Below are 24,471 nucleotides of genomic sequence, written 5' to 3'. Positions count from 1 at the left end.
GTTGCTTTCGCAGCCGTTCTCCCTCACTCTCGTGAAGGTGCCGTCTGCGAAAAGCTCCGTGATTACCCTACCCTATTTTTTCGACTACTTCGAACGCTGACGCTTTTCGCGCACCCGCATCGCCACTTCAATGGGCGTGCCCTCGAAGCCGAAGGTCTCGCGAAGCCTGCGGGTAATGAACCTGCGGTACCCGGGATCCAAGAAACCTGTGGTGAACAGCACAAAACGGGGTGGTCGCGAGGACACCTGGGTGCCGAAGAGAATACGTGGCTGCTTGCCTCCGCGCAGGGGGTGCGGGTGCGCTGCCACAAGCTCGCCCAGGAAGGTGTTGAGCTTGCCGGTGGAGATGCGCTTGTCCCAGGACTCCAGTGCCGTGTGCAGGGCGGGAACGAGCTTGTCCTTGTGCCATCCGGTCTTCGCCGAGATGTTCACCCGGGGTGCCCACTCCACGTGCGCCAGGTCGGTTTCGATCTCGCGCTCCAGGTAGCGGCGGCGGTCGTCGTCCATCAGGTCCCACTTGTTGAAAGCAAGCACCAGGGCACGGCCCGAGTCGATGGTCATCTGCAGGATGCGCACATCCTGCTCGGAGAGGACCTCGTCCACGGCAACGAGCACGACGGCGACCTCGGCCTTTTCCAGGGCGGCCTGGGTGCGCAGCGAGGCGTAGTAGTCCGAGCCCTGGGCCATGTGCTGGCGGCGGCGGATGCCTGCGGTGTCCACGAAGCGGAAGACCTCGCCACCGAGTTCAACGAGCTCATCGACCGGGTCGCGGGTGGTGCCGGCGAGGGTGTCAACGACCACGCGCTCGGAACCGGCCATCTTGTTCAGCAGCGAGGACTTTCCCACGTTCGGGCGTCCGATCAGCGCGATGCGGCGCGGGCCGCCGCGCGGGATGATGCCGCCGAAGGCGGAGAACTCGGGAAGCTTGGCCACCACGGCGTCCAGCAGGTCCGCGGCGCCGCGGCCGTGCAGGGCCGAAACCGGCCAGGGCTGGCCGAATCCCAGGCCCCAGAGGAATGCGGCCTCGGATTCCTGGTTGAAGTCGTCGATCTTGTTGGCCACCAGCAGCACCGGCTTCTTCTTCCGGCGCAGCATCTTCACCACTGCCTCGTCGGTGGCGGTCGCGCCAACGCGCGAGTCCACGACGAAGAGGATGACGTCGGCCAGGTCGGCTGCGACCTCGGCCTGCTCGGCGACGCGGGCGTGGATGCCCTTGGCGTCGTGCTCCCAGCCGCCGGTGTCAACAATGGTGAACTTCTTGCCCAGCCACTCGGCCTGGTAGGACACGCGGTCGCGGGTCACGCCCGGGACGTCCTCCACGACGGCCTCGCGGCGGCCCAGGATGCGGTTGACCAGCGTGGACTTGCCCACGTTGGGGCGCCCGATGATCGCCACGACCGGCGGGATGACCTCGTCGGCGTCGTCGTCGAAGTCATCGCCCAGGTGCGCCAGCAGTTCGGCGTCCTCCGGGTCCAGTTCGTAGTCGTCGAGGCCGGCCAGCAGCGCGGTGGCGCGTGCCTCGGCGTCCTCGTCGCTGATCTCGGCCAGGCGGTCGGCGATGTGGTCCTCGTTGAACGGGACGTACTCGGCGCCCTCGTCCGGAAGCAGGCTCTCACTCATGGTGTGGTTCCTTTGCGTTGCGTGCCTCCACCAAACGCGGAAGCCGGTATCAATTCAAGCATGTCCCCCGCCAGCGCATTTCGGTGCCTGGGCACCGCTGCCGCGGGCGGGGATGGTGCGATCCGTTGGTGCTGGATCGAAATGGTGGAGCTAGGCGGCCTGGGCCTTGATGGCTTCGAGGACGGTCGCAACCGTTTGCTCGAAGTCCAGGTCCGAGGAATCCACGGTCGCCACGCCGTCGGCGGCGACCTGGAAGTTGACCACGGTCGAGTCCTTGGCGTCGCGGGCGAGCACCTGGGCCTCGAGCTCGGCGGCGGACTGGGTGCCGCCCAGCTGCAGTCCGCGGCGGCGCAGGCGCGCCTCCTCGGAGGCGGTGAGCAGGATGCGGGCATCCGCGTCGGGGGCCACCACGGTGGTGATGTCCCGTCCCTCGGCCACGATGCGCCCGTGCGCCGCAATGATGGCGCGCTGGCGCGCCACCAGCTCCGCGCGGGCCTCAAGGTTCGTCGCGACGGCCGAGACGGCCTCGGAGACGAATGGCTCGCGGATCGCCTCGGTCACGTCGGTGCCGTGGATCGTCACCTTCTCCACGTCGGGATCGGTGGAGATGAACAGGTCGGCGGCCTTCACCGCCGCGGCGACCGCGGCGGCATCGGTCAGGTCCGTGCCGGCATCCAGCGCATGCCAGGTCACGGCGCGGTACATCGCACCGGTGTCCAGGTAGGCGGCGCCCAGGCGGCGGGCGGCCTCCTTGGACACCGAGGACTTGCCGCTTCCGGAGGGGCCGTCGATGGCCACCGTGATTTTCTGCATTACTGCGCAACCTTCCAGCCAAGTGCACTGAGCACTGTGATCAATTCTTCGCGACGTCCCGGGATGACCGAGACATCGACCAGGCCGACCTGGTGGCCGGCGGAGTGTTCGACCCGGAGGTCCTCGACGTTGATGCCGGCGTCCCCGATGTCGGCCAGCAGCTTGGCGACCTGCCCGGGCTTGTCCTTCACCACGACGGTGACCAGCGCGAAGGCCTGCGGCGGTGCGCCGTGCTTGCCCGGGATCCGCGCCTGCCCGGCGTTGCCCTCCCCCATCAGCTGGGCGAGGTCCAGCAGCGCGCCGGAGGCCGTGGGGTCCGAGAGCGTAGCGACAAGCCGGTCCAGGTCCTCGCGCATGCCGCGCAGGATCGGGACCAGCGCCCCGGCATTGTGGCTGAGGATCTGGATCCACAGCTTCGGGTCCGAGGCGGCGATCCGGGTGGTGTCGCGCAACCCGTTGCCGGCCAGGGCCAGCGAGTGTCCCGGCGCGTTCAGCAGCCGCGAGGCGATCAGCGAGGATGCGACCTGCGGGAAATGCGAGATCAGCGCGACCGAGGCGTCGTGGTCCTGCGCGTTCATGCGCGCGACCGTGGCGCCCAGGTCGATGGCCAGCGCCTCGGCGGTCTTCACCGAGTCGCCGCGCGATCCCGCGTGCGCGCAGATGACCCACGGCATCGAGGTGAACAGCTCACCGCGGGCCGAGGCCGGTCCGGAACGTTCGCGTCCGGCCATCGGGTGGGTGCCCACGTAGCGGGCCAGGTGCTCGTCGGTGATGCGTGCATCGGCACGCACCGCCTCGAGGATCGATCCCTTGACGGAGGCGATGTCCACCACGGTGGACATCGGGAAGTCCAGCAACGCCTGGGTGACCACGGCGGCGGTGACATCCGGCGGCGCGGCAACCACCACGAGCTCGGGGGCCAGTGGGCGCCCCGGGACGTGGATGGTGCCGGCGCCGATGTCCTGTGCGACGGTTTGCGCGCTGGGCGAGGGGTCGATGAGCCAGACGTTCAGTCCGCGCTGGCTCAGCCCCAGCCCGACGCTGGTGCCCAGCAGCCCGGTGCCGATGACCAGGATCGGTCCGGCAAGGTGCGTGGGGGGCATGTGGCTACATCCCCACCATTGCCAGCAGGTGCCCGACTTCCTGGTTGCCCAGCGGGCGGATGGTGCCCTGCTTCTGGTCGCCCAGGCGGATCGGGCCGACCTGCACGCGGACCAGGCGGGTGACGGGGTGGCCGACCTCGTCGAAGAGCCGGCGGACGATGCGGTTGCGCCCGGAGTGCAGGATGACCTCCACGAGCACGTGCCCGGGGGTGGAGTCGATCAGCCGGAAGGAGTCGACCGAGGCCCACCCGTCCTCGAGCTTGATGCCCTTCTTCATCTGCGCGCCGATGCCCGAGGGCAGCGTTCCGCGGACCTGCACCAGGTAGGTCTTGGGGACCTCGTAGGACGGGTGGGCCAGGCGGTTGGCGGCCTCGCCGTCGTTGGTCAGCAACAGCAGGCCCTCGGTCTGGTAGTCCAGCCGGCCCACGTGGAAGAGGCGCGACTGGCCCTGCTTGCGCAGGAAGTCGGCGATGCACTTGCGGCCCTCGGGGTCCTCCATGGTGGAGACCACGTTGCGCGGCTTGTTGAAGACAAAGTACTTCATGTCGGCGTTCAGCTGCAGGCGCATGCCGTCCACGTGCACGGCATCGCGCTCGGGGTCGATGCGGATGCCGGGTTCGGTGATGAGTACGCCGTTGACCTCGACGCGGCCGTTGGCGATCATTTCCTCGCAGACGCGGCGCGAGGCCACACCCGCGTTGGCCATGACCTTCTGCAGGCGCACGCCCTCGAGGTCCGAGTTTGCGGCGACGGCCTGTGCCCGCTGGGTCGGCCTGGTGCGCACGGCGTCGACCGGGCCCAGGTTCTTCCCGAAGCGTTCCTTGCCGAAGGCCTTGGGGCCGGAGTATTTCTTGCCCGGGGCCCCGGTCTTCTTGGACTGCTTGGGTCCGCCGTGGGCCTTGGACCAGGAACCGGCCGAGGACTCGGTGCCGCGCTCCGAGCCGGATCGCGGGGTGGAAGAGCGTGGATTCTGGTCGGAACGGCCAGCACCGGTTGCTCCACGGCCGCGGCCGTTGCCGGAGCCTTGTGGGCGCTGGTTGCCGCGGCCTGGGCGGGATCCCTGGGTCATGATCTGTCCTTATGTTGTTTCGTGGTTCGCCGATTGCCAGGGCGAATCAACGTCGTAGTCGTCGATGTCACCCACTCCGGGAAGATGCGGGGAGATCCTGGGCAGCTCGGAGATACTGCCCAGTCCCAATCTTTCCAGAAAGTACGAGGTGGTCTGATACAACGTGGCACCACTTTCACCGTCGTCGGGTGCTTCGTGGATCAGCCCGCGCGTGAGTAAGGTGCGCACCACCGAATCGACGTTGACCCCGCGAATCGCCGCGATCCTGCCGCGGGAGACCGGTTGCCGGTAGGCGATCACTGCCAAAGTTTCCAGCGCTGCCTGGGTAAGTCTTGCCGTTTGGCCGTCGATGACGAAGCGTGAAACGAAGGGAGCAAATTCACGTCGGGAGAAGATGCGCCAACCGCCGGCCAATTCACGCAGCTCAAAACCGCGTGGTGTATCCCCACCATCATACTGTGCCCGCAGCTTTTCCAGGGCCGCTGTGACGCGTTCCTCACCGACCTCGAGCACGCCGGCGAGGTGGCCGGCGGAGATCGGTTCGTCGATGACCATCAGCACCGCCTCGATGCCCGCCTCCAGTCCCCCGGGCAGCGAATCAACGGCGCCTTGGCCCTCGGAGGCCTCCCGCGGCGGTACCGGGGCCGCGGCCGCGGGGTGTGCCGCGGCCGCGGCGGTGACGGGTTCGTTCATGGGTTTTCCCCCTGTGCGGGTGGTGCCAACGTGGCGGATGTCTCGGATTCGGGGCCGGGCCCGGGTCCGTATTCCTCGTGCAGCGCGGCCGGATCCCAGTCGGTGTCGGCCTCCAGCCAGCGCACGGCCAGTTCCTGGAGCGGGGCGTCCTGCGAAAAGGCGATGACCCGCTCGCGGTACATTTCCAGCAGGGCTAGGAATCGGGCGACGACCACCAGGTGGCTGGCGGCGTCCGCGACCAGCTCGCCGAAGACCAGTGTCCCGCGTTCCTTGAGCATCGCCGCCAGGATGGCGGCCTGCTCGCGCACCGACACGTTGCCGCCGTGCAGGTGCGCGATGCCGACCTCGGTGGGCTCGGGGGCCTTGGGCGACAGGGCCGCGACGGCCAGTTGTGCCAGCTCCCCCGGGGTCGTCTTGAAGAGCAGCTCCGGCAGCAGTGCGGCGAAGTGCGCCTCGAGCCCTGCCTGGCGCGGGAAGCTGGAGGCCTCGTCGAGCAGTTTTTCGGAGATCCAGCCGGCGGCGTGCTTGAACGCCTTGTACTGCAGCAGCCGGGCGAAGAGCAGGTCGCGGGCTTCGAGCAGCGCCATGTCCTCGTCGGACTCGGCGTCGGTGTTCGGCAGCAGGCGGGCGGCCTTCAGGTCCAGCAGCGTGGAGGCGATGACCAGGAACTCGGTGGTCTCATCCAGCGCCTTGGCACCTCCGCGGGCTTGAAGGGCCTTGAGGTAGGCAATGAACTCGTCGGTGACCTCGGCCATGGCGATCTGGGTGATGTCCAGCTCGCGCTTGGCGATCAGCGAGAGCAACAGGTCGAAGGGCCCGGTGAAATTTTCCAGCGAAACCCGAAAGCCACCGGCCGGTTCCTTCTCGGGGACCGGCGCGGTGGCCAGGGGGTCGGCGGCGGGTGCCGTCATTACGGGGCGCCGCCACGGGCGATCAGTTCCTTGGCCAGCTGGCGGTAGGCCTCGGCACCGGGGTGGTTGGTCGCGTACGACGTGATCGGTTCGGCCGCCACGTTGGCGTCGGCGAACTTGATGGTCCGGCGGATCACGGTCTCGAAGACGGTGTCCCCGAACGCCTCCACCAGCCGGCCCACGACCTCGCGGCCGTGCAGCGTGCGCGGATCGTACATCGTGGCCAGCACCCCGTCGATGGACAGTGCCGGGTTCAACCGGTCCTGGACCTTCTCGATGGTTTCCACCAGCAGGGCCACGGCGCGCAGCGCGAAGAACTCCGCGGTCAACGGGATGATCACGCCGTGGGCGGCGGTCAACGCGTTGACGGTGAGCAGTCCCAGGGACGGCTGGCAGTCGATGAGCACGATGTCGTAGTCGTCGGTGACCGAGCGCAGCGCGCGTTCGAGGACCTGTTCTCGGGCGACCTCGTTGACCAGCTGGACCTCGGCGGCCGAGAGGTCGATGTTGGCCGGCAGCAAATCGACGTTTTCCACGTCGGTGGTGATGATGGCGTCACGGATCGTGGTCTTGCGGTCCATCAGCACGTTGTAGACGGTGACGTCCAGCTCGTGCGGGTTTGTCCCGAAGCCGGCTGACAGTGCGCCCTGCGGGTCGAAGTCGACCAGCAGCACCTTGCGGCCGTATTCGGCCAGCGCCGCGGCCAGGTTGATGGTGGAGGTCGTCTTGCCGACCCCGCCCTTCTGGTTGACCATGGCGATCACGCGGGCCGGGCCGTGGGATTCCAGGGGCAAAGGGTCGGGGAAAATCGTCATCGGGCGACCCGTGGGTCCCAAGGGGGTCGGCTCCTTGAGCAAACCCGCGCCTCGCGACTTGTTGCCCTGTTCCTCGCTCACGGTATGAACCACGCTTCCGTTCGTTGTGCGATTTGGTTGACTGTTTGTTTCAAGGGTATAGGTTTCGCGCCGGGCTTTGCCCCATCGGGGTCACGGCGAGCCTTTACCTTGAAGTTGAAGTCCAATGTTGGGTGCGGGGCGTTTCCCGGGGTCGGCATAGGCATCGGCTCCCGTCCCTCGCCCAGGCCAGGGTGGGGGCCCGAAGGCCCAGGTGCTCGGAGCGCGTGTTGCCGCGCCCTCGCACCGGAGGACCTGCTTGCAGAATCCGTGTCCCGGCAAATCTTCGGGGTCGCGGGCTTCCTGCGCCAAACGGGTGAACGCCAGGGTTCCCGGCCTGCGGGTCCCTGGCGTTCGTGCGGAGAATCGTGCGGAGGTCTCGCGCCGCCTAGTGCTCGTTGGCGGTCAACGAGAGCTCGTCGAAGGGACGATCCCCGGCGAGCACGGCGCGGGCCTGCTCCATGTCGATTTCCTTGGTCCACTTGCCGATCAGCAGCGTGGCCACGGCGTTGCCGGTGAAGTTGGTCAGCGCGCGGGCCTCGGACATGAACTTGTCGATGCCCACGATCACGCCCATGCCGTCGAGCAGTTCCGGGCGGTGCGACTGCAGGCCGGCGGCCAGCGTGGCCAGGCCGGCGCCGGTGACCCCGGCGGCGCCCTTGGAGGCAATGATCATGAAGACCAGCAGGGAGATCTGCTCGCCCAGGTTCATCGGCATGCCCATGGCGGTGGAGACGAACAGTGCGCTCATGGTCAGGTAGATGGCGGTGCCGTCAAGGTTGAAGGAGTAACCGGTGGGCACGGTGATGCCCACGACCGGCTTGGAGACCCCCACGTGTTCCATCTTGGCGATCAGCCGCGGCAGCGCCGACTCGGAAGACGAGGTGGAGAAGATCAGCAGGTACTCGCGGGCCAGGTACTTCAGCAGCGAGAAGATGTTCAGCCCGGTCACTGCGCGCAGCAGCGAGCCGAGGATGACCACGATGAACAGGGCGCAGGTGGCGTAGAAGGCGCCCATGAGGATCGCCATGGAGCCGATGGCGGCCCAGCCGGTGGCACCGACGACCGCGGCGATGGCACCGAAGGCGCCGATCGGGGCAATCCACATGATCATCATCATCAGGCGGAAGACCACGGCCTGGATGTGCTTGATGGCGCCAAGCACCGGCTCGCCGCTCTTGCCCATGGACTGCAGGGCGAAGCCGACGAACAGGGCCAGGACCAGGGTGGGCAGCACCGGGATGTCGCCCGGGATCATTTCGAGCAGGAAGTCCACGGTGGCGTTGCCGCCGCCGGCGCCGGCACTCTCGTACCTCTCCAGCTTCAGGCCTGCCCCGGGGTGGATCAGGTTGCCGACGAACAGGCCGATGGCCAGGGCGAAGGTGGACATGGTGATGAAGTAGAGCAGAGCCAGGCCGCCGACCTTGCCGACCGTGGCGGCCTTGGCGATCGAGCCGATGCCCAAGACGATGGTGCAGAAGATGACCGGGGTGAACGTTGCTCGTACACTATAGGGATGAAGCACGCGAAGAACGCCGTCATTTACTGCCGAATCAGTTCCGATCCCGGCGGCGAAGGCCTCGGCGTCACCCGCCAACAGGAGGACTGCGAAGCCCTCGCAACCAAGCTCGGCTGGGGCGTTGCGACCGTCATCATCGACAATGACCGCAGCGCATACTCCGGACGCAAGCGCCCCGGCTACACGCAGCTACTCCAAGGCCTCCGCGACGGAACCTTCGACGGAGTCCTCGCATGGCACTCCGACCGCCTCCATCGGCGCCCCATGGAGCTGGAAGAGTACATCCACGTGTGCCAGGCGCAAGGAGTCCGCACGCACACCGTGAAGGGTGGAGAGGTCGACCTCGCCACGCCCGAAGGGATGCTGCGCGCCGGAATGCTTGGCCAGATCGCCCGGTATGAGTCCGCGCACAAATCCGACCGACTCGTAAGGCAAGAGCAGCAGGCCGCCGAGCAAGGGAAATGGCGCGGCGGGCCCCGCCCCTTCGGGTACCAAGCCGGAGCCCAGGAGCTCGAGCCCGTCGAGGCCGATGCGGTGCGCCGCGCCTACGACATGGTCCTCGAGGGCCACACGCTGGCCAGCATCGTCCGCGACTGGGAAGCCCGCAGCCTCAAGACCACCCGCGGAAACACATTCACCACCCTGCAGTTGCGTGCCATCCTCTTGCGAGAGAAGAACTACGGGGCCAGCATCTACCGTGGCGAAGTCGTGAAAACCGATGCGTTCCCGGCCATCATCAGTGAAGATAAGTTCTCCACCGTGAAGGCGATCCTGACAGCTCCCGGCCGCCGGCTGAACTCGTCCACCAAAGGCCGGTGGCTGCTGGCCGGGCTCGCCCTGTGCGGGCGATGCAACGACGGGTCAAAGATGATCACCGCAGCAGTCGGCACCCCGGCCAAGAAAATCAACACGTACCGGTGCGCGACCGGAAAGCATATGGGCCGCCGAGTCGAATACGTGGACAAGTTCGTCACCGACCTCCTGCTGCACCGAATGTCCCTCCCGGATGCCGCCCAGGTGGTCCACAAAGGTTCGGGGAAGGATGTCGAGGCGCTTCGATCGAAAGTGGATTCTCTGCGCGCCAAGCTGGATGAGTATGCTCTCCTTCTCGCGGATGATGTCATGACGCCTCTGCAATTCCGTGAGGCGAACTCTGTCACGAAGGATCGGTTGCAGGCGGCGGAGCGGGAACTTTACCACCCGGGGGCCTCCCCCGTTCTTGAACGGCTCCTTGGTGCCCCTGACCTACGCAAAGAGTGGGACTCGCTGGAGTGGGCCCAGAAGCGCTCAATGGTGCGCCTCTATATGAGCGTCACGATCCTGCCGGTGCCGAAAGGTTTGCCACCGGCGTTCGATCCCCGGTTCGTGGATGTGCACTGGTTGACTTAGGTCGCGTGGTGGCTGGTGGCGTGCTGCAGGATTAGCAGCTCGTCATCGGTGATGCAGGAGAGCCGATCCAGCAGGACCATGTCGGTAACGTGCAGTTCGTCACGTAGGTCCGCTCTTGACTGTGCCCAGGCGGCTGCCGCTCGAAGTTGGGTGATGCTAATGAGGCGGCGGGAGGCCTCGTATCGGACCTCTTTTTCGATGGCTGGCGGCTGGTGACCGACGTGCCCGCGTTCCAGGTGGACGAGCTCGTGCGCAAGTGAGCACCGGATTTCGGTTTGGGAGAGCGCGGGGTCTACCCAGACCTTGTCGGTGCCATTGGTGGCGGCGGGTATGTCAGGGCGTGGCCGGCGCCAGATGACGCGAACTCCGGGAGGTATCTCTAGCATGGCTGCAAGCTATCGGAGGCCCCGGACGTTTACGACATCGGAGTTACTTTGTGTCTTCGGGGTCCTGGTTTTCTTCGCCGGTTGACCCGTGTTCTTTGTTGAATCGGTCACGGTCGGTTTCGAACGGCGGGTGTGCTGCGAGGTCGTAATTTGCGGCGTCGTCCGGGTCGATGGTGGCCGGGGCGTCTGCGGAGTCTTCCGGGGCGGCCTCGGCGTGCCTGCCATCCATCCACGCTTGCATTTCCCGGGACATGGCTACGAGCAGGTCTTGCGAGGCGAGTGGGAGGCGCTTGGCGCCCACCAGGATGAGGTCGCCCTGGTCGTCGTCGCCGACATCTATGCCGAGGGTTCGGGCCGCGGCGAGCACGAGGTCACGTTTCCGGACGTTGAGTGCCCGGGATAGGCCTTCGAAGGTTTCGGGGTTGGGCATCCGGGTGAAACCTTTTTGGACGATAGCTTGGAGGGCTTTCGCTTTGGGTAGGCCGCCGGCGAGTTTGGCGATTGTTTCGTAGGAGCGGTCGCCCTTGTGCTGCAGGACGAGCGTTTGGAAGTCGGGTGCTTGCTTGTTGCTGGTCATGTCTCCGAGCTTTCCGTGGGCTTCAAGGGTGGTCAATGGAGCAGGGCGTCACGTTGCCTACCGGTAGGCGGCACCCTTGATTCTATGCAGGTGCCTACCAAATAACACGCCTTCCACCGGGGACGCCTTATGCCACTTGGCAAGTTGACGTGCGACAGCAGTTGACACGCCGCCTATCAGTAGGCAATACTGAAAGGGCAGCAGACGGCGGATACCCGCCTACCACCCCGAGAGAGGAAATCACCATGGCCCCCTGGAACAAAAAGCCCCGCTGGACGAAAGGCACCTACATGCGGCTCATTTCGAAGGAAAACTTCCGAGAATTCTTGATCACCCAAGACGACATCGAAGCCCACAAAAAGGGGCAACCCATGCCGCACAAAATGACGCAGCGCGGCCTGGCCGACAGGATCGGGGTTCACCCCAGCTTCATCAACCACCTGACCAGCGGACGCCGCACCACCTGCGAACCGGCAACAGCCGAACGCATTGCGGAGGTCCTCAACGTCCCGCTCAAGCTGATCTTCCTGCCCACTGCACCGTCTAAGAAGCGGCAAATTCCCTTGTCTCAGATGGCACGCGCCGCCTAACCGAAAGGACACGCCGACATGGCAACACCAATGGCTCTTGAACTGGACACCACGTGGAAGCAGGACGCCACGGACCTCATCGAACGATGGGCCGCGGACGGGCGCAGGTTCAACGCGGACGACTTGCGGGAAGCCATGCGGCCGGCACCACGTCCCGGAATGGAAGGCGGAGTCTTCATCGGAGCGGCAAAGCGTGGCCTGATCACGAAGGTCGCCGACAACACGTCAAGGGCCAAGTCCCGCAACGGCGGCCACCAGTACACCTGGGTGGGCATCCCAGAACAGCAGCTGAGGCTAGTGGCATGACCGAGGACGAGTACTGGGCCTACGTGGACCACATTGCCCGGAAAGCTCCGCCCATGACCGCAGCCCAATGTGCAGTCAGCTCGAGGATCCTCCTGCCGAAGGGGTGGGAGTTCGTCCCGACGGAGACCACGGCACTGCCGGTTGCCGCATAAAAAATTGGGCCCGCACTCCCTTGAGAAGCGTGCAGGCCCAACCGAAATCAATTTCTGAAAGTGAGTATACCAATGAACGTTCTACAGAATCCGGTCTACATGGCGGCGGCGGTGACCTTGACCAGTGAGGTCCGCGCTTACTACGCAGAGCACGGCTTCCTCTCGGAGGGTGACTGCTGGGCGCGGCTGGTCCGTGAGCTGTCCAACGCGCTGCAGGTGGAGGCCCGCGAATCGGACCTTGAGGAACTGCTCGAGGAAATCGAGCGGAAGGCCGTTTGTGAGGATGACCGGGCGAACCTCGGCTGGCGTGTAGGCGACCCGGAGTACGCCCCGGCGAAGTCCGACTACCTGGCCGGCTGCGACGACTTGATCAGTGAGAAGTGCCGGCAGATCCTTTGGTCCCGGTTCGTGCCCGCTCCCATGCCAGCTTTGGCGGTGGCGGCATGAAGGGCCTGGTGCTTACCCAGCGTGGCCGGGACGTGTTGTTCGTCTTGCAGGTGCTCGGCGGAACCTTGGGCGTGTACCTCGGCATGGTCGGCTTCATCGTCCTAGCCGGTGCGCTGTGAGTGAGTGCCGGTGCCCGTCCGGGGACTGCCCCGGGTGGGAACGCAAAGCCCAGCTTGATCCCATCAACGACCAGTGCCCCATCCACGGAGAGGAATCGAAAGCAGCATGACCACCAAAACGAAGCCCCCAGCTCGCGGACTCAAGTTCACCCACAACGGCCACCGCTACCAGCTCGACGGGAAGCCCGTCACCGGCGTCACCACCCTGATCGGCGGCGGCATCCCAAAGCCGGCCCTGATCGCCTGGGCCCCGCGCATCGTAGCCGAGTGGGTCACCGACCCGGCGAACCGTCCAGAGCTAGACGCCCTGCTGGCCGGGAACCGAGACCACGCCATCCGGGAATTGAAGTCGATCCCCACCAAGGAACGCGACAGCGCCGGAGAACGCGGCACCGAAGTCCACCACTACGCCGAAATCGTCGCCAACCACGGCGAGGTCGACGTCCCGGAGGATCTGGCCGGATTCATCGAAGGCTACGTGGCCTTCCTCGAGGCATGGCAGATCACCGTCATCCACACCGAGATGAGCGTCGGGAACCGCACCCACTGGTACTCAGGAACGCTGGACATGATCTGCACCAGCCCGTTCCTGGCCAATGGGAAGCCGGTGATGATCGACCTCAAAACCTCGAAGTACGTCTACGGGGAAACCGCATTGCAGAACGCGGCCTACTCACGGGCCGAGTTCTACGGCCTCGAAGGCGACGAACACCCACTGCCCAAGGTCGCGGCCACCTATGTGGCGCATGTGACGCCCATGGACAGGGAAGGCGTGAACGCCCGGTACGGGGACAAGCCGCTGGGCACCAGCCTTTACCAGCTGGCCGACTCCCCCGAGCAAATCGACCAGCAGTTCCAGATGTTCCTCACCGCCGCCTACATCCACAAGACCACCAAGCAGCGCGAAGCGTTCATCACCGAGCCCCTCGTGGCGCCGGGCCAAGTGTTGGACGTGGCTGCATGAGTGTCTACAGCTACTTCGACCCGATCCGCCGCGAGTCCCTGCATCTCTTCTACGAAGACCACATGATCGCACTCGACACCGACAGAGAACGCGACGCAGGCCAATTTCTCGGCCACGAGGTGCTGCTCCCCATCGATGCAGTGGACGACCTCATCAAACACCTGACCATCATGCGCGCCGACATCATCAGCCGCTACGGCGCACCGTACAAAGCACTCACCGAAAAGGAACCCACCTCATGACTGAACTGGCCACCACCCCCGCTCCCGGAGCACTTGCTCCCATGTCGTCCTTCACCTCTACCGCTGGCACTGTGCAGCTGCAGGAATGGGCCGCCGAGCTGTCCGCCGCTCATGCACTCGGCACCGCACTGTGCGGCACCGACTTCGTACCCAAGGACTTTCGGGGCAAGCCGGACGCCGCGGCCGCCGCGATCCTCACCGGCAAGTCCCTCGGCCTCGACCCGATGAACGCACTGGCGAACATCTTCGTTGTCCAGGGCCGCCCGGCCCTGTACGCCCGGACCATGGCCGCCCTGGTCATGCGTGAAGGCCACGAAGTCATCCGCACCAATGCCGAATCCGGCAGCGTCACCGTGCAGGCCCGCCGCCGCGGCCAGGAACGCTGGCAGGAATTCACCTGGACCATCGAGCGGGCCAAGCTCGCGGGGTACACCAGCAATAAGAAGTACCAGTCGGACCCCATCGGCATGCTCACCGCCAAGGCTTTGGCCGAAGCCTGCCGCGTCATCGCCCCGGACGTACTCACCGGTGTGGCCGCGTACAGCGCCGAGGAAATCGAACTGGACGACATGGGCGAAATCAACCAGCCCACCCCGGCCGCCCCAGCGGCGAAGCCGGCCACCCGCAAGGTCACCCGGGCCCGGGCCGCCGCCCCCGCACCGACGGTCCCCAGCGTCGTCAACAGCGCCCCCGAGCCAGCGGACGAGCCCGAAGAGAACGTGGACACCGAGACCGGGGAACTCCCGGACGAGGGCACCCCGGCGGCCCTCGAGGTCAACTACTTCGACGAAATCACGCGTCTGGCCGGCGACAAGGCGGGGCTGCGCACTCTCTACGGCCAGGCAGCCGCCGCTGGCGAACCACAAGACGTGCTCGATGCCATCGCATCCGCCGGCACCGCAGCCTAACCAACCCACAATCATAGGAGTCTGACCCTCATGACGAAAACCACCGAAGCAACCTTCACCGACTTCCAGCGCCTCGAATGGGTGCAGATCGCACCTCACGGCGCACTCGTGGCCATCAGCGGCCGCAACGCCCAAGGCAAGACTTCCGTCTTGGAGGGCCTCGAAGCAACGTTCATGGGACATAGCAAACGCGACGTGCCCCGCCCGGTCCGCGACGGCCAAAAGACCGCGGAGGTCGTCAACGTCCTGGACAACGGCCTAACGTTGATCCGCAAGTACAAGGCGGACGGTTCATCCTCGCTCACGGCCAAGGCCAAGGACGGGTCCAAGGTTTCCCAGGCCACCCTGTCCGGGATGCTGGGCGCGTTCGGGATGAGCACCGGCGTCTTCGACCTCATGGACGACAAGAAGCAGCTGGCCGCGGTCCTCGACATCGTGAAGCTGGACTTCAACCCGTCCGAACTGTCCGCGGAACGTGCCGGGATTTTTGAGAAGCGGACGTTCATAAACCACAAGGTGAAGGAACTCACCGCACAGATCAGCCGGTTCTTGGAGCTCCCCGAGGATCTGCCGGCGGAGGAAACCTCTGTGGCCGCGCTGGCCGAGGAAATCCGGGCCGCCGAAGCCCTGGAACGCGCACAGCAGGCGGACATCCAGGGACTCGAGCAGCACGGGCGACGACTGGACGAACTTGATCGGCAGATCGCAGAACTGCAACGCCAGCGTCAGACCGTCTTGGAGGACGCCACGAGTCTCCGCGCCGTCATCGACTCACACCAACCGTTGCTCGATGTGGACGACCTGCGATTGCGCATGGCCAACGCGGAGGACACCAACGCCATGGTGCGGGTCGCCAAGGAAAAGGCGCAGCTGCAGTTCCAGTTGGACGTCACCCAGGACCAGGCCCTGCAGATGACCGCGCAGATCGAAGGCCTGGACAAGCGGAAGGCCGACGGGCTCGCTGCCGCCGACTTCCCGGTGGAGGGCATGACATTCGACGAGGAAGGCGTCCTGCTGAACGGTCGCCCATTCCGCAAGGGCTCCACCCGTGAACGAACCCTGGCCGCGGCCCGCCTCATCATCGCATCCGACCCGGAACTGCGCGTCATGACCGTCCCGAACGGCAATGACTTGGACAGCGAAGGGCTCGCCGAACTCGAAGCGTTGGGCGACGAGCACAACTGGCAGATCTGGGCAGAATTCGTCGACGAGTCCGGCGAATTTGGTTGGACCATCGAAGACGGAAAGGTGGCCTAATCATGGCGGGTATCGATGCTCCGCGGCGCCGGAAAGTCACGGCCGACCCGCACCCGGAGCTGGAAGAAGCCGTAGCGGTATCCCGGTTCTGGGCGAATGTGAAGCGCTCCGATGAAGGTTGCTGGATCTGGGCCGGAAGCCTGGACGGAAACGGCTACGGGGAGTTCTTCTACCGAGGCCGAAACCGCCGGGCGCACGAGCTGGCCCTATCCTTCACCACCGGGGAGAAGCGCCACGAATCTCTCGAGACCTGCCACTCATGCGATAACCCGCCCTGCGTAAACCCGGGACACCTCCGGTTCGACACGCGAAAGTCCAACGTCGACGACATGGTCCAACGGGGCCGGGCGGCACGGAGCGGGAAGCTGTCCGACGCGGAAGTCGTCCTCATTCGAGAGCGCCGGGCCCGCGGCGCTCGACAGATCGACCTCGCCGAGCAGTTCGGCGTCTCCGATGGGCAGATCAGCATGATCGTCCGCGGACTCAGGTGGCCAGAAGTTGGCGGCCCCATTGAAGCAAAACGAAACCAGTACAGGAAGGCCGCATAACCATGGCAAACGAACAGATGATGACGATCCGTGGGCGAATGGTCGGTGACCCCGAGTTGAGATTTACCCCGTCCGGCTCCGCCGTCGTCAACTTCACCATCGCCGCAAACGCCAGGACGTTCGACAAGAACACGAACGAATGGAAGGACAAGGACGCCATCTTCTGGCGGTGCTCGGCATGGCGCGAGCTGGCCGAAAATATCGCGGAGACGCTGACCAAGGGCATGGCCGTGCTCGCATTCGTGGAACTCGAATCCAGGTCCTACGACAAGGACGGGGAGAAGCGGACGGTCACGGAGGCGAAGGTCGAAGCAATCGGACCGGATCTCCGCTGGGCATCGGCCAAGGTCACGCGCACGGCCCGTGGCAATGGCGAAGGCGCAGCGAACCGCGGCGGCGGGAACGGTGGTGGGTTCGGCGGCACGGCAACCAATGGGTCATGGACACCTGACGGCGGATCCAGCGCAGGGGCATGGAACGCTCCCGCGACCAGCACCGCGGGCGGCTGGGGAACCGGAGCACCCGCCGGCGGCCAGGAACCACCCTTCTAAGCTCCACCGCATCACCCAGTAATCGGGGGCCCGTCAACGGGCGGGCCCCATTTTCATACCCAAAAACAGGAGAACATCATGGCAACAACGACCCTTTACACGAAGCCCGAATGCCGCCAGTGCGACATGACGAAGAAGTTCCTAGACCGCGCTGGCACACCCTACACGGCAATCGATATCAGCCTCCCGGAGAACGGAGGCGACCTGGCCGCGGTCAAGGCTCTCGGCTACATGGGGGCGCCGGTGGTCGTCGTGAATGTTGACGGGGACACGTCCAACGAAATGCATTGGTACGGATTCCGGCCTGATCTTCTCGAAGAGTTCTGCGCACCGGAAGCCGCCGCGGCATGAGCGCGTGCAAGCGGTCTTGTTGCTGGACGCCGTACAGCTGCGCGAAGAAGCAGAATTGCGCGTGCCATGTCGAGGTTATCCGCGACCGAGGGCAGCGCGGCTGGAAACCAACCATGGAAACCCTGCTGGCCGTCGAGCTGCAGAACGCGAGGGCCGAGTCATGAAGCCCTACGTGCACGGGCAAACACCAACAGCGAAACTGATCCACGCCAATGCTCGCGTCAACTTCCTCGAGTACGAGCTCGCCCGCCTCGAAAGGTTCCGCCGGATGCTGCCGAAGAACACCGACCAGTGGCCAGCGTTCAACACCGCGGCGTTCCGGGAAGAGTACGAGCGGGAGCGGGCTTGGGCGGCCCGCCGCTGGCCGGAAGCCGCGGCCGTGAAAGAAGCCCGCCTGGCACTGCTGGTCGCTGAAACCTACCGACCCGCCGAACGCCTCGCAGCATAGCAAAGGACCACTCATGAAACTTCACCATGACAACTTCCAAAACCATAAGCGGTACAACTTGCCACCCGCGCAACTCATAATCGCTGACATTCCCTACAACATCGGCACTGACGCCTACGGGTCAAACCCGCAATGGTATGAAGGCGGCGACAACTCAAACGGCGAATCGAAGCTTGCCGGCAAGAGATTCTTCGACACAGACGAAAACTTCAACATCCCGGAATTCATGCACTTCACCAGCCGCATGCTCAAGAAAGAGCCCAAGGAAAAGAACGACGCTGGATGCATGATCGTATTCTGCGCCTTCGAACAGCAGATGCAGGTCATCGATGAAGGCAAGAAATACGGATACAAGAACTACATCAACCTCGTGTTCCGCAAGAACTTCTCACCCCAGGTGATGAAAGCGAATATGCGCGTAGTGGGAAACACCGAGTACGCGATCATCCTCTACCGGGACAAATTGCCGAAGTTCCGTAACAAGGGCCGCATGGTCATGAACTGCATGGACTGGCAGCGCGACAGCATCACGCCGAAAGTACACCCCACCCAGAAGCCGATAGGCGTCATCGGTCGGCTGATCGAAACGTTCACCGATCCTGGCGACGTGGTTATTGACCCTTGTGCCGGGTCGGGCGTAACGCTACTCGCTGCGGAGAATTTGGGCCGGAAGTCTTTCGGGTTCGAAATCAACAAAACGTTCGTGACCGCGTTCGAAACACAGATCAGGCCACAAGTCCGAGAGTTACTTTTCTAACAGGGGCACCAACATGACGTACATGTACAAGGGCACGAAGCGGGAAGAGCCGACGACCATCACCCGGCAACCACGCAACGGCCGGAAGGTCGCCTTATGCGGCTCCCCTGGCGGGTACGACAGGCACCGCAACGCAGGCGAGGAAGCCTGCGCCAAATGCAAGGCACGCCGCGCCGCAGACGCCAAAGCGTACCGAGACCGGAAGCGTGGCGGCCCACCCCGGGAACTGCACCCATGCGGGACCATCGGCGCTTATGACCGGCACCTACGCGCCGGAGAGTACGCCTGCGACCCCTGCCTGGATGCAGTGGCCAAGTACGAAGCCGACCGCAACGGGCACCAGTTCACCGGCCGCCGGCGCCGGGCCATCGCGGAATGTGGCACCAAGCCCGGAGCAATGCGGCACCGCAACCGCGGCGAAACTCTCTGCTACCCCTGCAAACTCGCAGAAGCCAAAGAAGCAAGCAACCGATACGTACCCATGAGCGAAAGGATTGCAGCATGAGCGCACAACCAGCCCGCCGTGCTCCGCACCGCTCCCCCAGGCCCGTGTGCCCTGACAAGTATTGCGCCAAGGTGTGGAGCCCGACCCGGGAAGACGCCAAACGCATCCACTGAGAAGTCATGCAAGAGAACGGCGACCGTTCCAGGGTGCGCTACTACGAGCACGCCGGCGGAGTTCACTGGACCCGTGACGTCGAAGGCAAAACGAAACCGACAGGGCTGTGAACTGGTGGGCGCGGCTACAAGGCTGCGCCCACTTTACCTAGCAACACACGGCGTTTTGCCGTTTATCAATGGTATTATTGAGACATACGTTCAAAGAAGGGACATCGTTGTGAATACACAGCCATTCCAGTACCGCCCCGGGCCGACCGTCAACCGCGACCGTCGCTCCTACCTCGAGGTAGCCAAGCACCTCAAAGAAAACCCGGGCGTGTGGGCAGTCGTCCGCAGCGCCCCAAACACCACCGCCGCAGCATCCGCGGCCTACCAGATCCGCCAAGGCGTCAGGGCAGCATTCCGGCCCGCCGGCGAATACGACGCATACTCCAACGGCCTCGAAGTCGTCGCCCGCTACACAGGAGGCAACTAGCCATGGACTGGAACGATGACTTCATCGCTGGATACAACTGGGCAGTCATCAACCTCGAGACTGCAGGCGAACACACGCCAGACAACGACTACAAGATACGCCTAGCATTCAACTTGCTGATCGACTACGCCGATAACGAGCATCCCGAATCTGAGAAGATCCGCGAAATCATCACCGACGCATGGTTCCCCAAGGACGGGAACTAGTGGCCCGCAAATTCGCCCAGATTCTCGTGGCCATCTGGGACGACGACGACTTCCTCGACCTGGCCGTGAATGAGCAGTGGCTCTACCAGCACCTCATCACCCAGGCGGACCTGTCCTACGCGGGAGTCATGGACTGGCGGCCGAAAAAGATCACGCAGAAGGCAGCAGACATCACCCTCGAGGACATCGAACTGGCCGCCAACGTCCTCCAGGCCAAGCGCTACATCATCATCGACGACGGCACCGAAGAAATCCTGGTGCGCAGCTTCATGCGCAGCGACGGGCTGCTCAAGCAGAAGAACATGGGCGCCGCCGTGGCCAAGGCGTACACCTCCACCGGCTCCCGGGAACTCAAGGGAATCATCGTCCACGAGCTGCACCGGCTGCACGCGGAGAACCCATCGTGGGGGTCATGGGAATTCCTCGCCGATGTCATGCAGAAACGCGCCATTGACCCATCCGGAAAGGCATCGGCAAACCCATCGGAGAACCCATCCAACAACCCATCGACCACGCCAACCGATGACCCACCGTTCTAGCCATCAATTCGGGAGGGCAAACCCATCGGCCAAGGGATGCCGCACACCTTAACACCTCTCACCTAGACACCATTCACCATTCACCGCGGCGGTCTTCTAAGAACTTAACTCACCAGCGGCAACCGAAAAAGCGCAGCGGCGGCGACCAAAGCCCAAGACCCGAGCAACGCCCGCCGCAAACAAATTTGATTCGAGGATGATCATGAAACTCACCGACCAGCAAGGCCAACGCCTCACACAAATGATGCTGGCCATGCGCCCCGACTGGATCCCCAACAAGCCAGGCACCGTCCTGATCCGAGCCAACGAATCCGAAGGGTTCCCCGCAGCAGACTTTGGTCACTGCATCCGAGCCCTCGCCGCATACGCCACCGAAACGAATGCCGACGGCACCCCGGCGAAGCGGACCCCGAACGTTTACCCCGAGCACGGCCGCCACTGGACCACCACCGCACCCGACGGCCACGAAGCACCCAAGGCCCGACCCTGCGGAGACCACGACACCGAACCCGCCCACAACTGCCGATCCTGCCGGGCCGATGTGCTGGCCGGCGACAGAACCGAATCGATGATCGGGAAACGCACCACACCTACGGTGACCCCGGGACGTAGTCCCCGACCGAACCGTGTTCGGGCCGACCCTGCCTTGGTGAACCCACCGCACCCAGTCACAGGCGGCGATCTGCCGGACGAGAAAGACCCGGGACGAGCAATCCCCCACCCAACACCCCCGGAGGCCTCAGGATGACAGCAGCACCCCAAAGAACCGATGTTGTGGCCCGAGGCGTGCTGGCCATGCTGGAGAAACCATTTCAGACGCGGGTGATCCAGTTGGCGAAGTTCCACGGATTCGAGCTTGTCTACCACACCTGGAACAGCCAGCGCAGTGCCCCTGGCTTCCCTGATTTGGTCATGGTTTCGAGCCGAGATAAGCGGATCCTGTACCGGGAATTGAAGCGAACGGTCGGGAAGGTGACACCGGACCAGCAGGCGTGGCTGGACGCGCTGACCGCGTGTGGCCAGGATGCTGGCGTGTGGCGGCCGGCTGATCTGTTGTCCGGTCGGATTGTGGCGGAGTTGAAGTCTGCCCAGCGCGCCGCGTAACGGTGGTTGACTTGCCGCCTATCAGTAGGTAGATTTGTAGACAGCAGCAGAGGCCCGGGGACGGGCCACCAACCTAGGAGGGAACCATGAAGCGAGATACCGTGACGGCATACCGTCGCCGGACCAAAGCCACAGAGGCCAGCGTCGACCACGCTGTAGCCACCATCAAAGCCGAGCGCGACGCAGCGTATGCCGCCGCCAAGGCCACACCACAGCCGGCACCAGTAGACCCCGCAACCATTCCCGGATCCCGTGCCGTAAAGACCAACCTCGGCTGGTTCAAAGTCGTTCGAGTGAACGCGAAGACGGTCTCCGTGGAAACCGGGTACTCATGGACCGACCGGATCGCGTTCACCAAGATCATCGAGGTCGCCAAATGAGCATCACCCACACACCACCTGCCCTGGCCGCCGAGCGTGCTTACCGTGGCGTGATCGCTGCCCGTCGTGCCATCCGCTCCGCTGCCATGGAAGTTGACCGAGCAGCATTCCAGCAGGGCGCGGACGTGCAAGCCGCCATCGAGAGCATGGTTCGGGCCGGCACGTTGCTCGAGCAAGCCGAAGCAGCGCACGCCGCAGCGGTGGCAGCGTGACCGCGCTCGTTTGGGTCCTGGTCATCTGGCCTGTCGCATCCGTCCTCGCCGGACTACTCTTCGCCCGCTTCATCCATACCTGCGAAACCCACGAACGGAGAATCCCATGAGCAACCTTCCCGGCAACCCGCACGTGCATGAGGGGCCGCAGGTCGCGACTTCGGAAACCATCAACGATCACTTCATCGCGGAGGAAGGTGTCACCGCCGAAACCGTGATCCTTTCCGAGCTGACCCGCAACACCGAAGCTACCTACGCCCTTGCTCACGAGCAGCGGACCATCGCCTTGCAAGCCGAACGCACCTACGCACTCAATCAGGGCGACACTGACCGCCTGTACGAACTCACCGAACAGATCAGCACCCGCCTCGGAGGCACCAAATGAACCTCAACGAACAAGCAATCGAAGCGGCTGCGTGCGCTAACTACATAGCAACGTACCCAGCGGACCGCACACCTGAGACTTGGGCGTTACTCAAGGGTCCGTGGCGGAAGAGCTACATCGACAACGCCCGTGCCGCTGTGACCGCGTACCTATCCGCGCTGACCGTGAGCACCACTAAGGGTCTGCGCAATCTGCCCGTCGGTAGCGTCACGGTGGACGATGTGGGAATCGTCCGGAAGCTCGACGGCAAGGACCATAACGATAACGGAACGTGGATTCAGTTCGCCCACGAGAATCCCGAGCGCGACCAAGACCTCGCCCTTCCCGCCCGCGTCCTGCACCTTGGCGGCACGGCATGAGCGGGCTGAACTTGCCGACTCCACCGGAAAACCACTTTTGGCGGATTGGCTCGGTGCTTGGACTGCCGGTCGTGAAGCTACGAAAGCGCGTGTGGTTCTTCTCAGTTCTGGTCAACGAGATTATCCCAATCGGCGATGCGACCGACAAGGAGAACGTCGAGTGGGCAGCGCAAGAAATCCTCGACAGGATCACCGCCCACGAAGAGCGCAGACAATTCATCAGCAAGTACCAAGGCGACCACGCCAATCGACTCACGGAGGATTCATGACCACCCCCACCCCCGACCTGACCGCGCTACGCAAGACCGCCGAAGCCGCGACCCCCGGACCATGGGAGATGTGGAATCCAGCAGTTGGCGGATCGCACATCTCCATAGCGGGCAAACTGGCGTGGCGTTCCATTGAGTCAGCGTCATCGTTCGCTGATGACGAGAAAATCCCGCACTGGGCCGACGCCCGCCACATCGCCGCGTTCGACCCGCCAACCGTACTAGCCCTACTCGACCGCGTGGAAGCCGCCGAGAAGGCTGTGGCAGCGGTGCGGGAGCTGCACGCGCACGAGCATTACGACAAGTACGGTCGCTCGCAAGAGTCTCCCCAGGGGCACGGCGCGTGGTGCACGTTCTGCGGCAACGCCCCGGATGACTACTGCGCCACAGTTCGCGCATTAAGCGGCACCCCATAACCACCCCATACCAAAGGCTATCCACCGAGCCTTTGGTAAGCGACCCCCACACCCCCGAAACGGAGACACCATCATGAGTACCGAGAGCATCAAGGTTGAGAGCGTTGGAGAAGACGGCGGCCTTTGGATCGTGACCGGCACGTCTGACGCGCACAGTGCCGACGAAGCCGTACGTGAGCACGAAGCCAGCCTGACCGGCGAGAACCTAGAAGGGTCTCTGGGCTTCGAGTACCGCACCGACTGGGGGTGGCGTCCCGGATGGAACACCGACGACCCAATGGACGAAGCACTGCTGACACACGGGTTCAGCGAGTTCTACATGCCCCGCTTCGACGGATTCCTGGTGACGGCATGACCACCCCTGACCTGACGACCCGCCTAGCCGAAGTGGTACGCATGCACCGGATCGACGGGATGCACGGCCCCTCTAAGGCAGTGCGCTGCATCTGCGATTGGCGGTCAACATACCTTCCCGCGTTCGGCGGAAACGCTGATCACCACCAGCATCTTGCCGAGCAACTGGCCGTGGTGGTCCGGGACGCGCAACGAGAAGCGTGGAATGAAGGCTACCGACTCTTACTTGACGGTGAGACTAACCCCTACGGGAGGCAACGATGAGTGACCAGACGCCGAGCCTTGACCGTATCCGTGGCCGCTACTGCGACGGCACATACTTGCAGACCGGGCACGTGACAGACGGCAACGAGTTCGACCGGGCTATTGCCGAGGTGCGTGCCACTGCGCGCCGGGACGCACTCAACGAAGCCGCGGACGCGTGGGCTGAGCATGACGCGCTGGAAGAGTTCATCGCCCAAGACGTCCAATGCGACGTGACGGCTGCCCAAGCCATGAGCAACTGGCTCCAAACCCGGGCGGCCACCCAGTGACCGCC

At 64.4% G+C, this 24,471-nt stretch carries 36 protein-coding genes; 26 read left to right on the top strand and 10 right to left on the bottom strand.

The window, feature by feature from the left end:
• Window positions 1-84: 84 nt before the first annotated feature.
• The 8 genes from der to DQ353_RS00440 form a co-directional block, all read right to left on the bottom strand.
• A complete protein-coding gene (der, locus tag DQ353_RS00475; RefSeq protein WP_113760848.1) occupies window positions 85-1,620 on the bottom strand; it encodes a ribosome biogenesis GTPase Der in 1,536 nt (511 codons plus the stop codon).
• Window positions 1,621-1,770: 150 nt separating this feature from the next.
• Window positions 1,771-2,433 (bottom strand): (d)CMP kinase, encoded by a 663-nt coding sequence (gene cmk, locus DQ353_RS00470; RefSeq protein ID WP_113760847.1) that lies wholly within the window; start codon window positions 2,431-2,433, stop codon window positions 1,771-1,773.
• A complete protein-coding gene (locus DQ353_RS00465) occupies window positions 2,433-3,536 on the bottom strand; it encodes a prephenate dehydrogenase (RefSeq protein WP_113760846.1) in 1,104 nt (367 codons plus the stop codon). The genes cmk and DQ353_RS00465 overlap by 1 nt, the downstream gene beginning before the upstream one ends.
• 4 nt (window positions 3,537-3,540) lie before the next feature.
• A complete protein-coding gene (locus DQ353_RS00460; RefSeq protein ID WP_113760845.1) occupies window positions 3,541-4,605 on the bottom strand; it encodes a pseudouridine synthase in 1,065 nt (354 codons plus the stop codon).
• A gap of 9 nt (window positions 4,606-4,614) precedes the next feature.
• A complete protein-coding gene (gene scpB / locus DQ353_RS00455) occupies window positions 4,615-5,298 on the bottom strand; it encodes an SMC-Scp complex subunit ScpB (RefSeq protein ID WP_286166530.1) in 684 nt (227 codons plus the stop codon).
• Window positions 5,295-6,209, bottom strand: a complete 915-nt coding sequence (locus DQ353_RS00450) for a segregation and condensation protein A (RefSeq protein ID WP_113760844.1) — start codon at window positions 6,207-6,209, stop codon at window positions 5,295-5,297. The genes scpB and DQ353_RS00450 overlap by 4 nt, the downstream gene beginning before the upstream one ends.
• A complete protein-coding gene (locus tag DQ353_RS00445; RefSeq protein ID WP_286166529.1) occupies window positions 6,209-7,105 on the bottom strand; it encodes a ParA family protein in 897 nt (298 codons plus the stop codon). The genes DQ353_RS00450 and DQ353_RS00445 overlap by 1 nt, the downstream gene beginning before the upstream one ends.
• 385 nt (window positions 7,106-7,490) lie before the next feature.
• Window positions 7,491-8,627, bottom strand: a complete 1,137-nt coding sequence (locus DQ353_RS00440) for a cation:dicarboxylate symporter family transporter (RefSeq protein ID WP_286166528.1) — start codon at window positions 8,625-8,627, stop codon at window positions 7,491-7,493.
• Here DQ353_RS00440 and DQ353_RS00435 point away from each other — a divergent pair.
• Window positions 8,619-10,010 (top strand): recombinase family protein, encoded by a 1,392-nt coding sequence (locus tag DQ353_RS00435; protein ID WP_113760842.1) that lies wholly within the window; start codon window positions 8,619-8,621, stop codon window positions 10,008-10,010. The two genes, DQ353_RS00440 and DQ353_RS00435, sit on opposite strands and share 9 nt — an antisense overlap.
• Here DQ353_RS00435 and DQ353_RS00430 read toward each other — a convergent pair.
• Both DQ353_RS00430 and DQ353_RS00425 read right to left on the bottom strand, forming a co-directional pair.
• Complete coding sequence (locus tag DQ353_RS00430) at window positions 10,007-10,396, bottom strand: ImmA/IrrE family metallo-endopeptidase (RefSeq protein ID WP_113760841.1); 390 nt, start codon at window positions 10,394-10,396, stop codon at window positions 10,007-10,009. The genes DQ353_RS00435 and DQ353_RS00430 overlap by 4 nt on opposite strands.
• A 43-nt stretch (window positions 10,397-10,439) precedes the next feature.
• Complete coding sequence (locus DQ353_RS00425) at window positions 10,440-10,973, bottom strand: hypothetical protein (protein WP_113760840.1); 534 nt, start codon at window positions 10,971-10,973, stop codon at window positions 10,440-10,442.
• Window positions 10,974-11,218: 245 nt separating this feature from the next.
• Between DQ353_RS00425 and DQ353_RS21925 the strand changes: the two genes are divergently transcribed.
• The 25 genes from DQ353_RS21925 (at window position 11,219) to DQ353_RS00305 (ending at window position 24,466) form a co-directional block, all read left to right on the top strand.
• The gene (locus tag DQ353_RS21925) at window positions 11,219-11,563 is read left to right on the top strand and encodes a helix-turn-helix transcriptional regulator (RefSeq protein ID WP_220093943.1); all 345 of its coding nucleotides are present in this window, start codon (window positions 11,219-11,221) and stop codon (window positions 11,561-11,563) included.
• A gap of 18 nt (window positions 11,564-11,581) precedes the next feature.
• Window positions 11,582-11,869, top strand: a complete 288-nt coding sequence (locus DQ353_RS00415) for a hypothetical protein (protein WP_146755164.1) — start codon at window positions 11,582-11,584, stop codon at window positions 11,867-11,869.
• Window positions 11,866-12,021 carry a hypothetical protein gene (locus tag DQ353_RS21495; protein WP_181578175.1) on the top strand — a complete coding sequence of 52 codons (156 nt, stop codon included), beginning with the start codon at window positions 11,866-11,868 and terminating at the stop codon, window positions 12,019-12,021. The genes DQ353_RS00415 and DQ353_RS21495 overlap by 4 nt, the downstream gene beginning before the upstream one ends.
• 72 nt (window positions 12,022-12,093) lie before the next feature.
• Window positions 12,094-12,468 (top strand): hypothetical protein, encoded by a 375-nt coding sequence (locus DQ353_RS00410; protein WP_113760838.1) that lies wholly within the window; start codon window positions 12,094-12,096, stop codon window positions 12,466-12,468.
• Between the two features lie 225 nt (window positions 12,469-12,693).
• Entirely contained in the window at window positions 12,694-13,551 is an 858-nt protein-coding gene (locus DQ353_RS00405) for a hypothetical protein (RefSeq protein WP_113760837.1), read from the top strand.
• The gene (locus DQ353_RS00400; RefSeq protein WP_113760836.1) at window positions 13,548-13,793 is read left to right on the top strand and encodes a hypothetical protein; all 246 of its coding nucleotides are present in this window, start codon (window positions 13,548-13,550) and stop codon (window positions 13,791-13,793) included. Before DQ353_RS00405 ends, DQ353_RS00400 begins: the two co-directional genes overlap by 4 nt.
• Window positions 13,790-14,701 carry a hypothetical protein gene (locus DQ353_RS00395; protein ID WP_113760835.1) on the top strand — a complete coding sequence of 304 codons (912 nt, stop codon included), beginning with the start codon at window positions 13,790-13,792 and terminating at the stop codon, window positions 14,699-14,701. The genes DQ353_RS00400 and DQ353_RS00395 overlap by 4 nt, the downstream gene beginning before the upstream one ends.
• A 30-nt stretch (window positions 14,702-14,731) precedes the next feature.
• Window positions 14,732-15,958: an AAA family ATPase gene (locus DQ353_RS00390; RefSeq protein ID WP_113760834.1), complete on the top strand. Its 1,227-nt coding sequence runs from the start codon at window positions 14,732-14,734 to the stop codon at window positions 15,956-15,958.
• Window positions 15,959-15,960: 2 nt separating this feature from the next.
• The gene (locus tag DQ353_RS00385; RefSeq protein WP_113760833.1) at window positions 15,961-16,506 is read left to right on the top strand and encodes a helix-turn-helix domain-containing protein; all 546 of its coding nucleotides are present in this window, start codon (window positions 15,961-15,963) and stop codon (window positions 16,504-16,506) included.
• Window positions 16,507-16,508: 2 nt separating this feature from the next.
• Complete coding sequence (gene ssb, locus DQ353_RS00380) at window positions 16,509-17,057, top strand: single-stranded DNA-binding protein (protein WP_113760832.1); 549 nt, start codon at window positions 16,509-16,511, stop codon at window positions 17,055-17,057.
• Window positions 17,058-17,135: 78 nt separating this feature from the next.
• A complete protein-coding gene (locus tag DQ353_RS00375; RefSeq protein WP_113760831.1) occupies window positions 17,136-17,408 on the top strand; it encodes a glutaredoxin domain-containing protein in 273 nt (90 codons plus the stop codon).
• Window positions 17,409-17,568: 160 nt separating this feature from the next.
• Window positions 17,569-17,856 carry a hypothetical protein gene (locus DQ353_RS00370; protein ID WP_113760830.1) on the top strand — a complete coding sequence of 96 codons (288 nt, stop codon included), beginning with the start codon at window positions 17,569-17,571 and terminating at the stop codon, window positions 17,854-17,856.
• A gap of 13 nt (window positions 17,857-17,869) precedes the next feature.
• On the top strand, window positions 17,870-18,613 hold the full coding sequence (locus DQ353_RS00365) for a DNA-methyltransferase (protein ID WP_113760829.1): 744 nt from the start codon (window positions 17,870-17,872) through the stop codon (window positions 18,611-18,613).
• Window positions 18,614-19,451: 838 nt separating this feature from the next.
• Window positions 19,452-19,709: a hypothetical protein gene (locus DQ353_RS00355; protein WP_113760827.1), complete on the top strand. Its 258-nt coding sequence runs from the start codon at window positions 19,452-19,454 to the stop codon at window positions 19,707-19,709.
• 2 nt (window positions 19,710-19,711) lie between these two features.
• Window positions 19,712-19,915 carry a hypothetical protein gene (locus DQ353_RS00350; RefSeq protein WP_113760826.1) on the top strand — a complete coding sequence of 68 codons (204 nt, stop codon included), beginning with the start codon at window positions 19,712-19,714 and terminating at the stop codon, window positions 19,913-19,915.
• Window positions 19,915-20,454, top strand: coding sequence for a hypothetical protein (locus DQ353_RS00345; protein WP_113760825.1), 540 nt, complete (start codon window positions 19,915-19,917; stop codon window positions 20,452-20,454). Before DQ353_RS00350 ends, DQ353_RS00345 begins: the two co-directional genes overlap by 1 nt.
• A gap of 744 nt (window positions 20,455-21,198) precedes the next feature.
• Window positions 21,199-21,558, top strand: a complete 360-nt coding sequence (locus tag DQ353_RS00335) for a VRR-NUC domain-containing protein (RefSeq protein WP_286166527.1) — start codon at window positions 21,199-21,201, stop codon at window positions 21,556-21,558.
• Window positions 21,559-21,644: 86 nt separating this feature from the next.
• On the top strand, window positions 21,645-21,938 hold the full coding sequence (locus DQ353_RS00330; protein WP_113760823.1) for a hypothetical protein: 294 nt from the start codon (window positions 21,645-21,647) through the stop codon (window positions 21,936-21,938).
• Entirely contained in the window at window positions 21,935-22,150 is a 216-nt protein-coding gene (locus DQ353_RS00325) for a hypothetical protein (RefSeq protein ID WP_113760822.1), read from the top strand. The genes DQ353_RS00330 and DQ353_RS00325 overlap by 4 nt, the downstream gene beginning before the upstream one ends.
• Before the next feature lie 106 nt (window positions 22,151-22,256).
• Window positions 22,257-22,535, top strand: a complete 279-nt coding sequence (locus tag DQ353_RS00320; protein ID WP_113760821.1) for a hypothetical protein — start codon at window positions 22,257-22,259, stop codon at window positions 22,533-22,535.
• The gene (locus DQ353_RS21490) at window positions 22,532-22,894 is read left to right on the top strand and encodes a hypothetical protein (RefSeq protein WP_181578174.1); all 363 of its coding nucleotides are present in this window, start codon (window positions 22,532-22,534) and stop codon (window positions 22,892-22,894) included. The genes DQ353_RS00320 and DQ353_RS21490 overlap by 4 nt, the downstream gene beginning before the upstream one ends.
• Window positions 22,891-23,163, top strand: a complete 273-nt coding sequence (locus tag DQ353_RS21485; protein WP_181578173.1) for a hypothetical protein — start codon at window positions 22,891-22,893, stop codon at window positions 23,161-23,163. The genes DQ353_RS21490 and DQ353_RS21485 overlap by 4 nt, the downstream gene beginning before the upstream one ends.
• Window positions 23,160-23,579, top strand: coding sequence for an ead/Ea22-like family protein (locus tag DQ353_RS21480; protein ID WP_181578172.1), 420 nt, complete (start codon window positions 23,160-23,162; stop codon window positions 23,577-23,579). Before DQ353_RS21485 ends, DQ353_RS21480 begins: the two co-directional genes overlap by 4 nt.
• Window positions 23,580-23,652: 73 nt before the next feature.
• On the top strand, window positions 23,653-23,934 hold the full coding sequence (locus DQ353_RS00310) for a hypothetical protein (protein WP_113760819.1): 282 nt from the start codon (window positions 23,653-23,655) through the stop codon (window positions 23,932-23,934).
• A 259-nt stretch (window positions 23,935-24,193) separates the two neighbouring features.
• A complete protein-coding gene (locus DQ353_RS00305) occupies window positions 24,194-24,466 on the top strand; it encodes a hypothetical protein (RefSeq protein WP_113760818.1) in 273 nt (90 codons plus the stop codon).
• Window positions 24,467-24,471 lie beyond the last annotated feature (5 nt).

Origin of the sequence: Arthrobacter sp. AQ5-05, from assembly GCF_003287975.1 — a bacterium.
In the GTDB taxonomy this organism is placed as follows: domain Bacteria; phylum Actinomycetota; class Actinomycetes; order Actinomycetales; family Micrococcaceae; genus Paeniglutamicibacter.
This window is presented reverse-complemented; position numbering and strand designations above follow the sequence as displayed.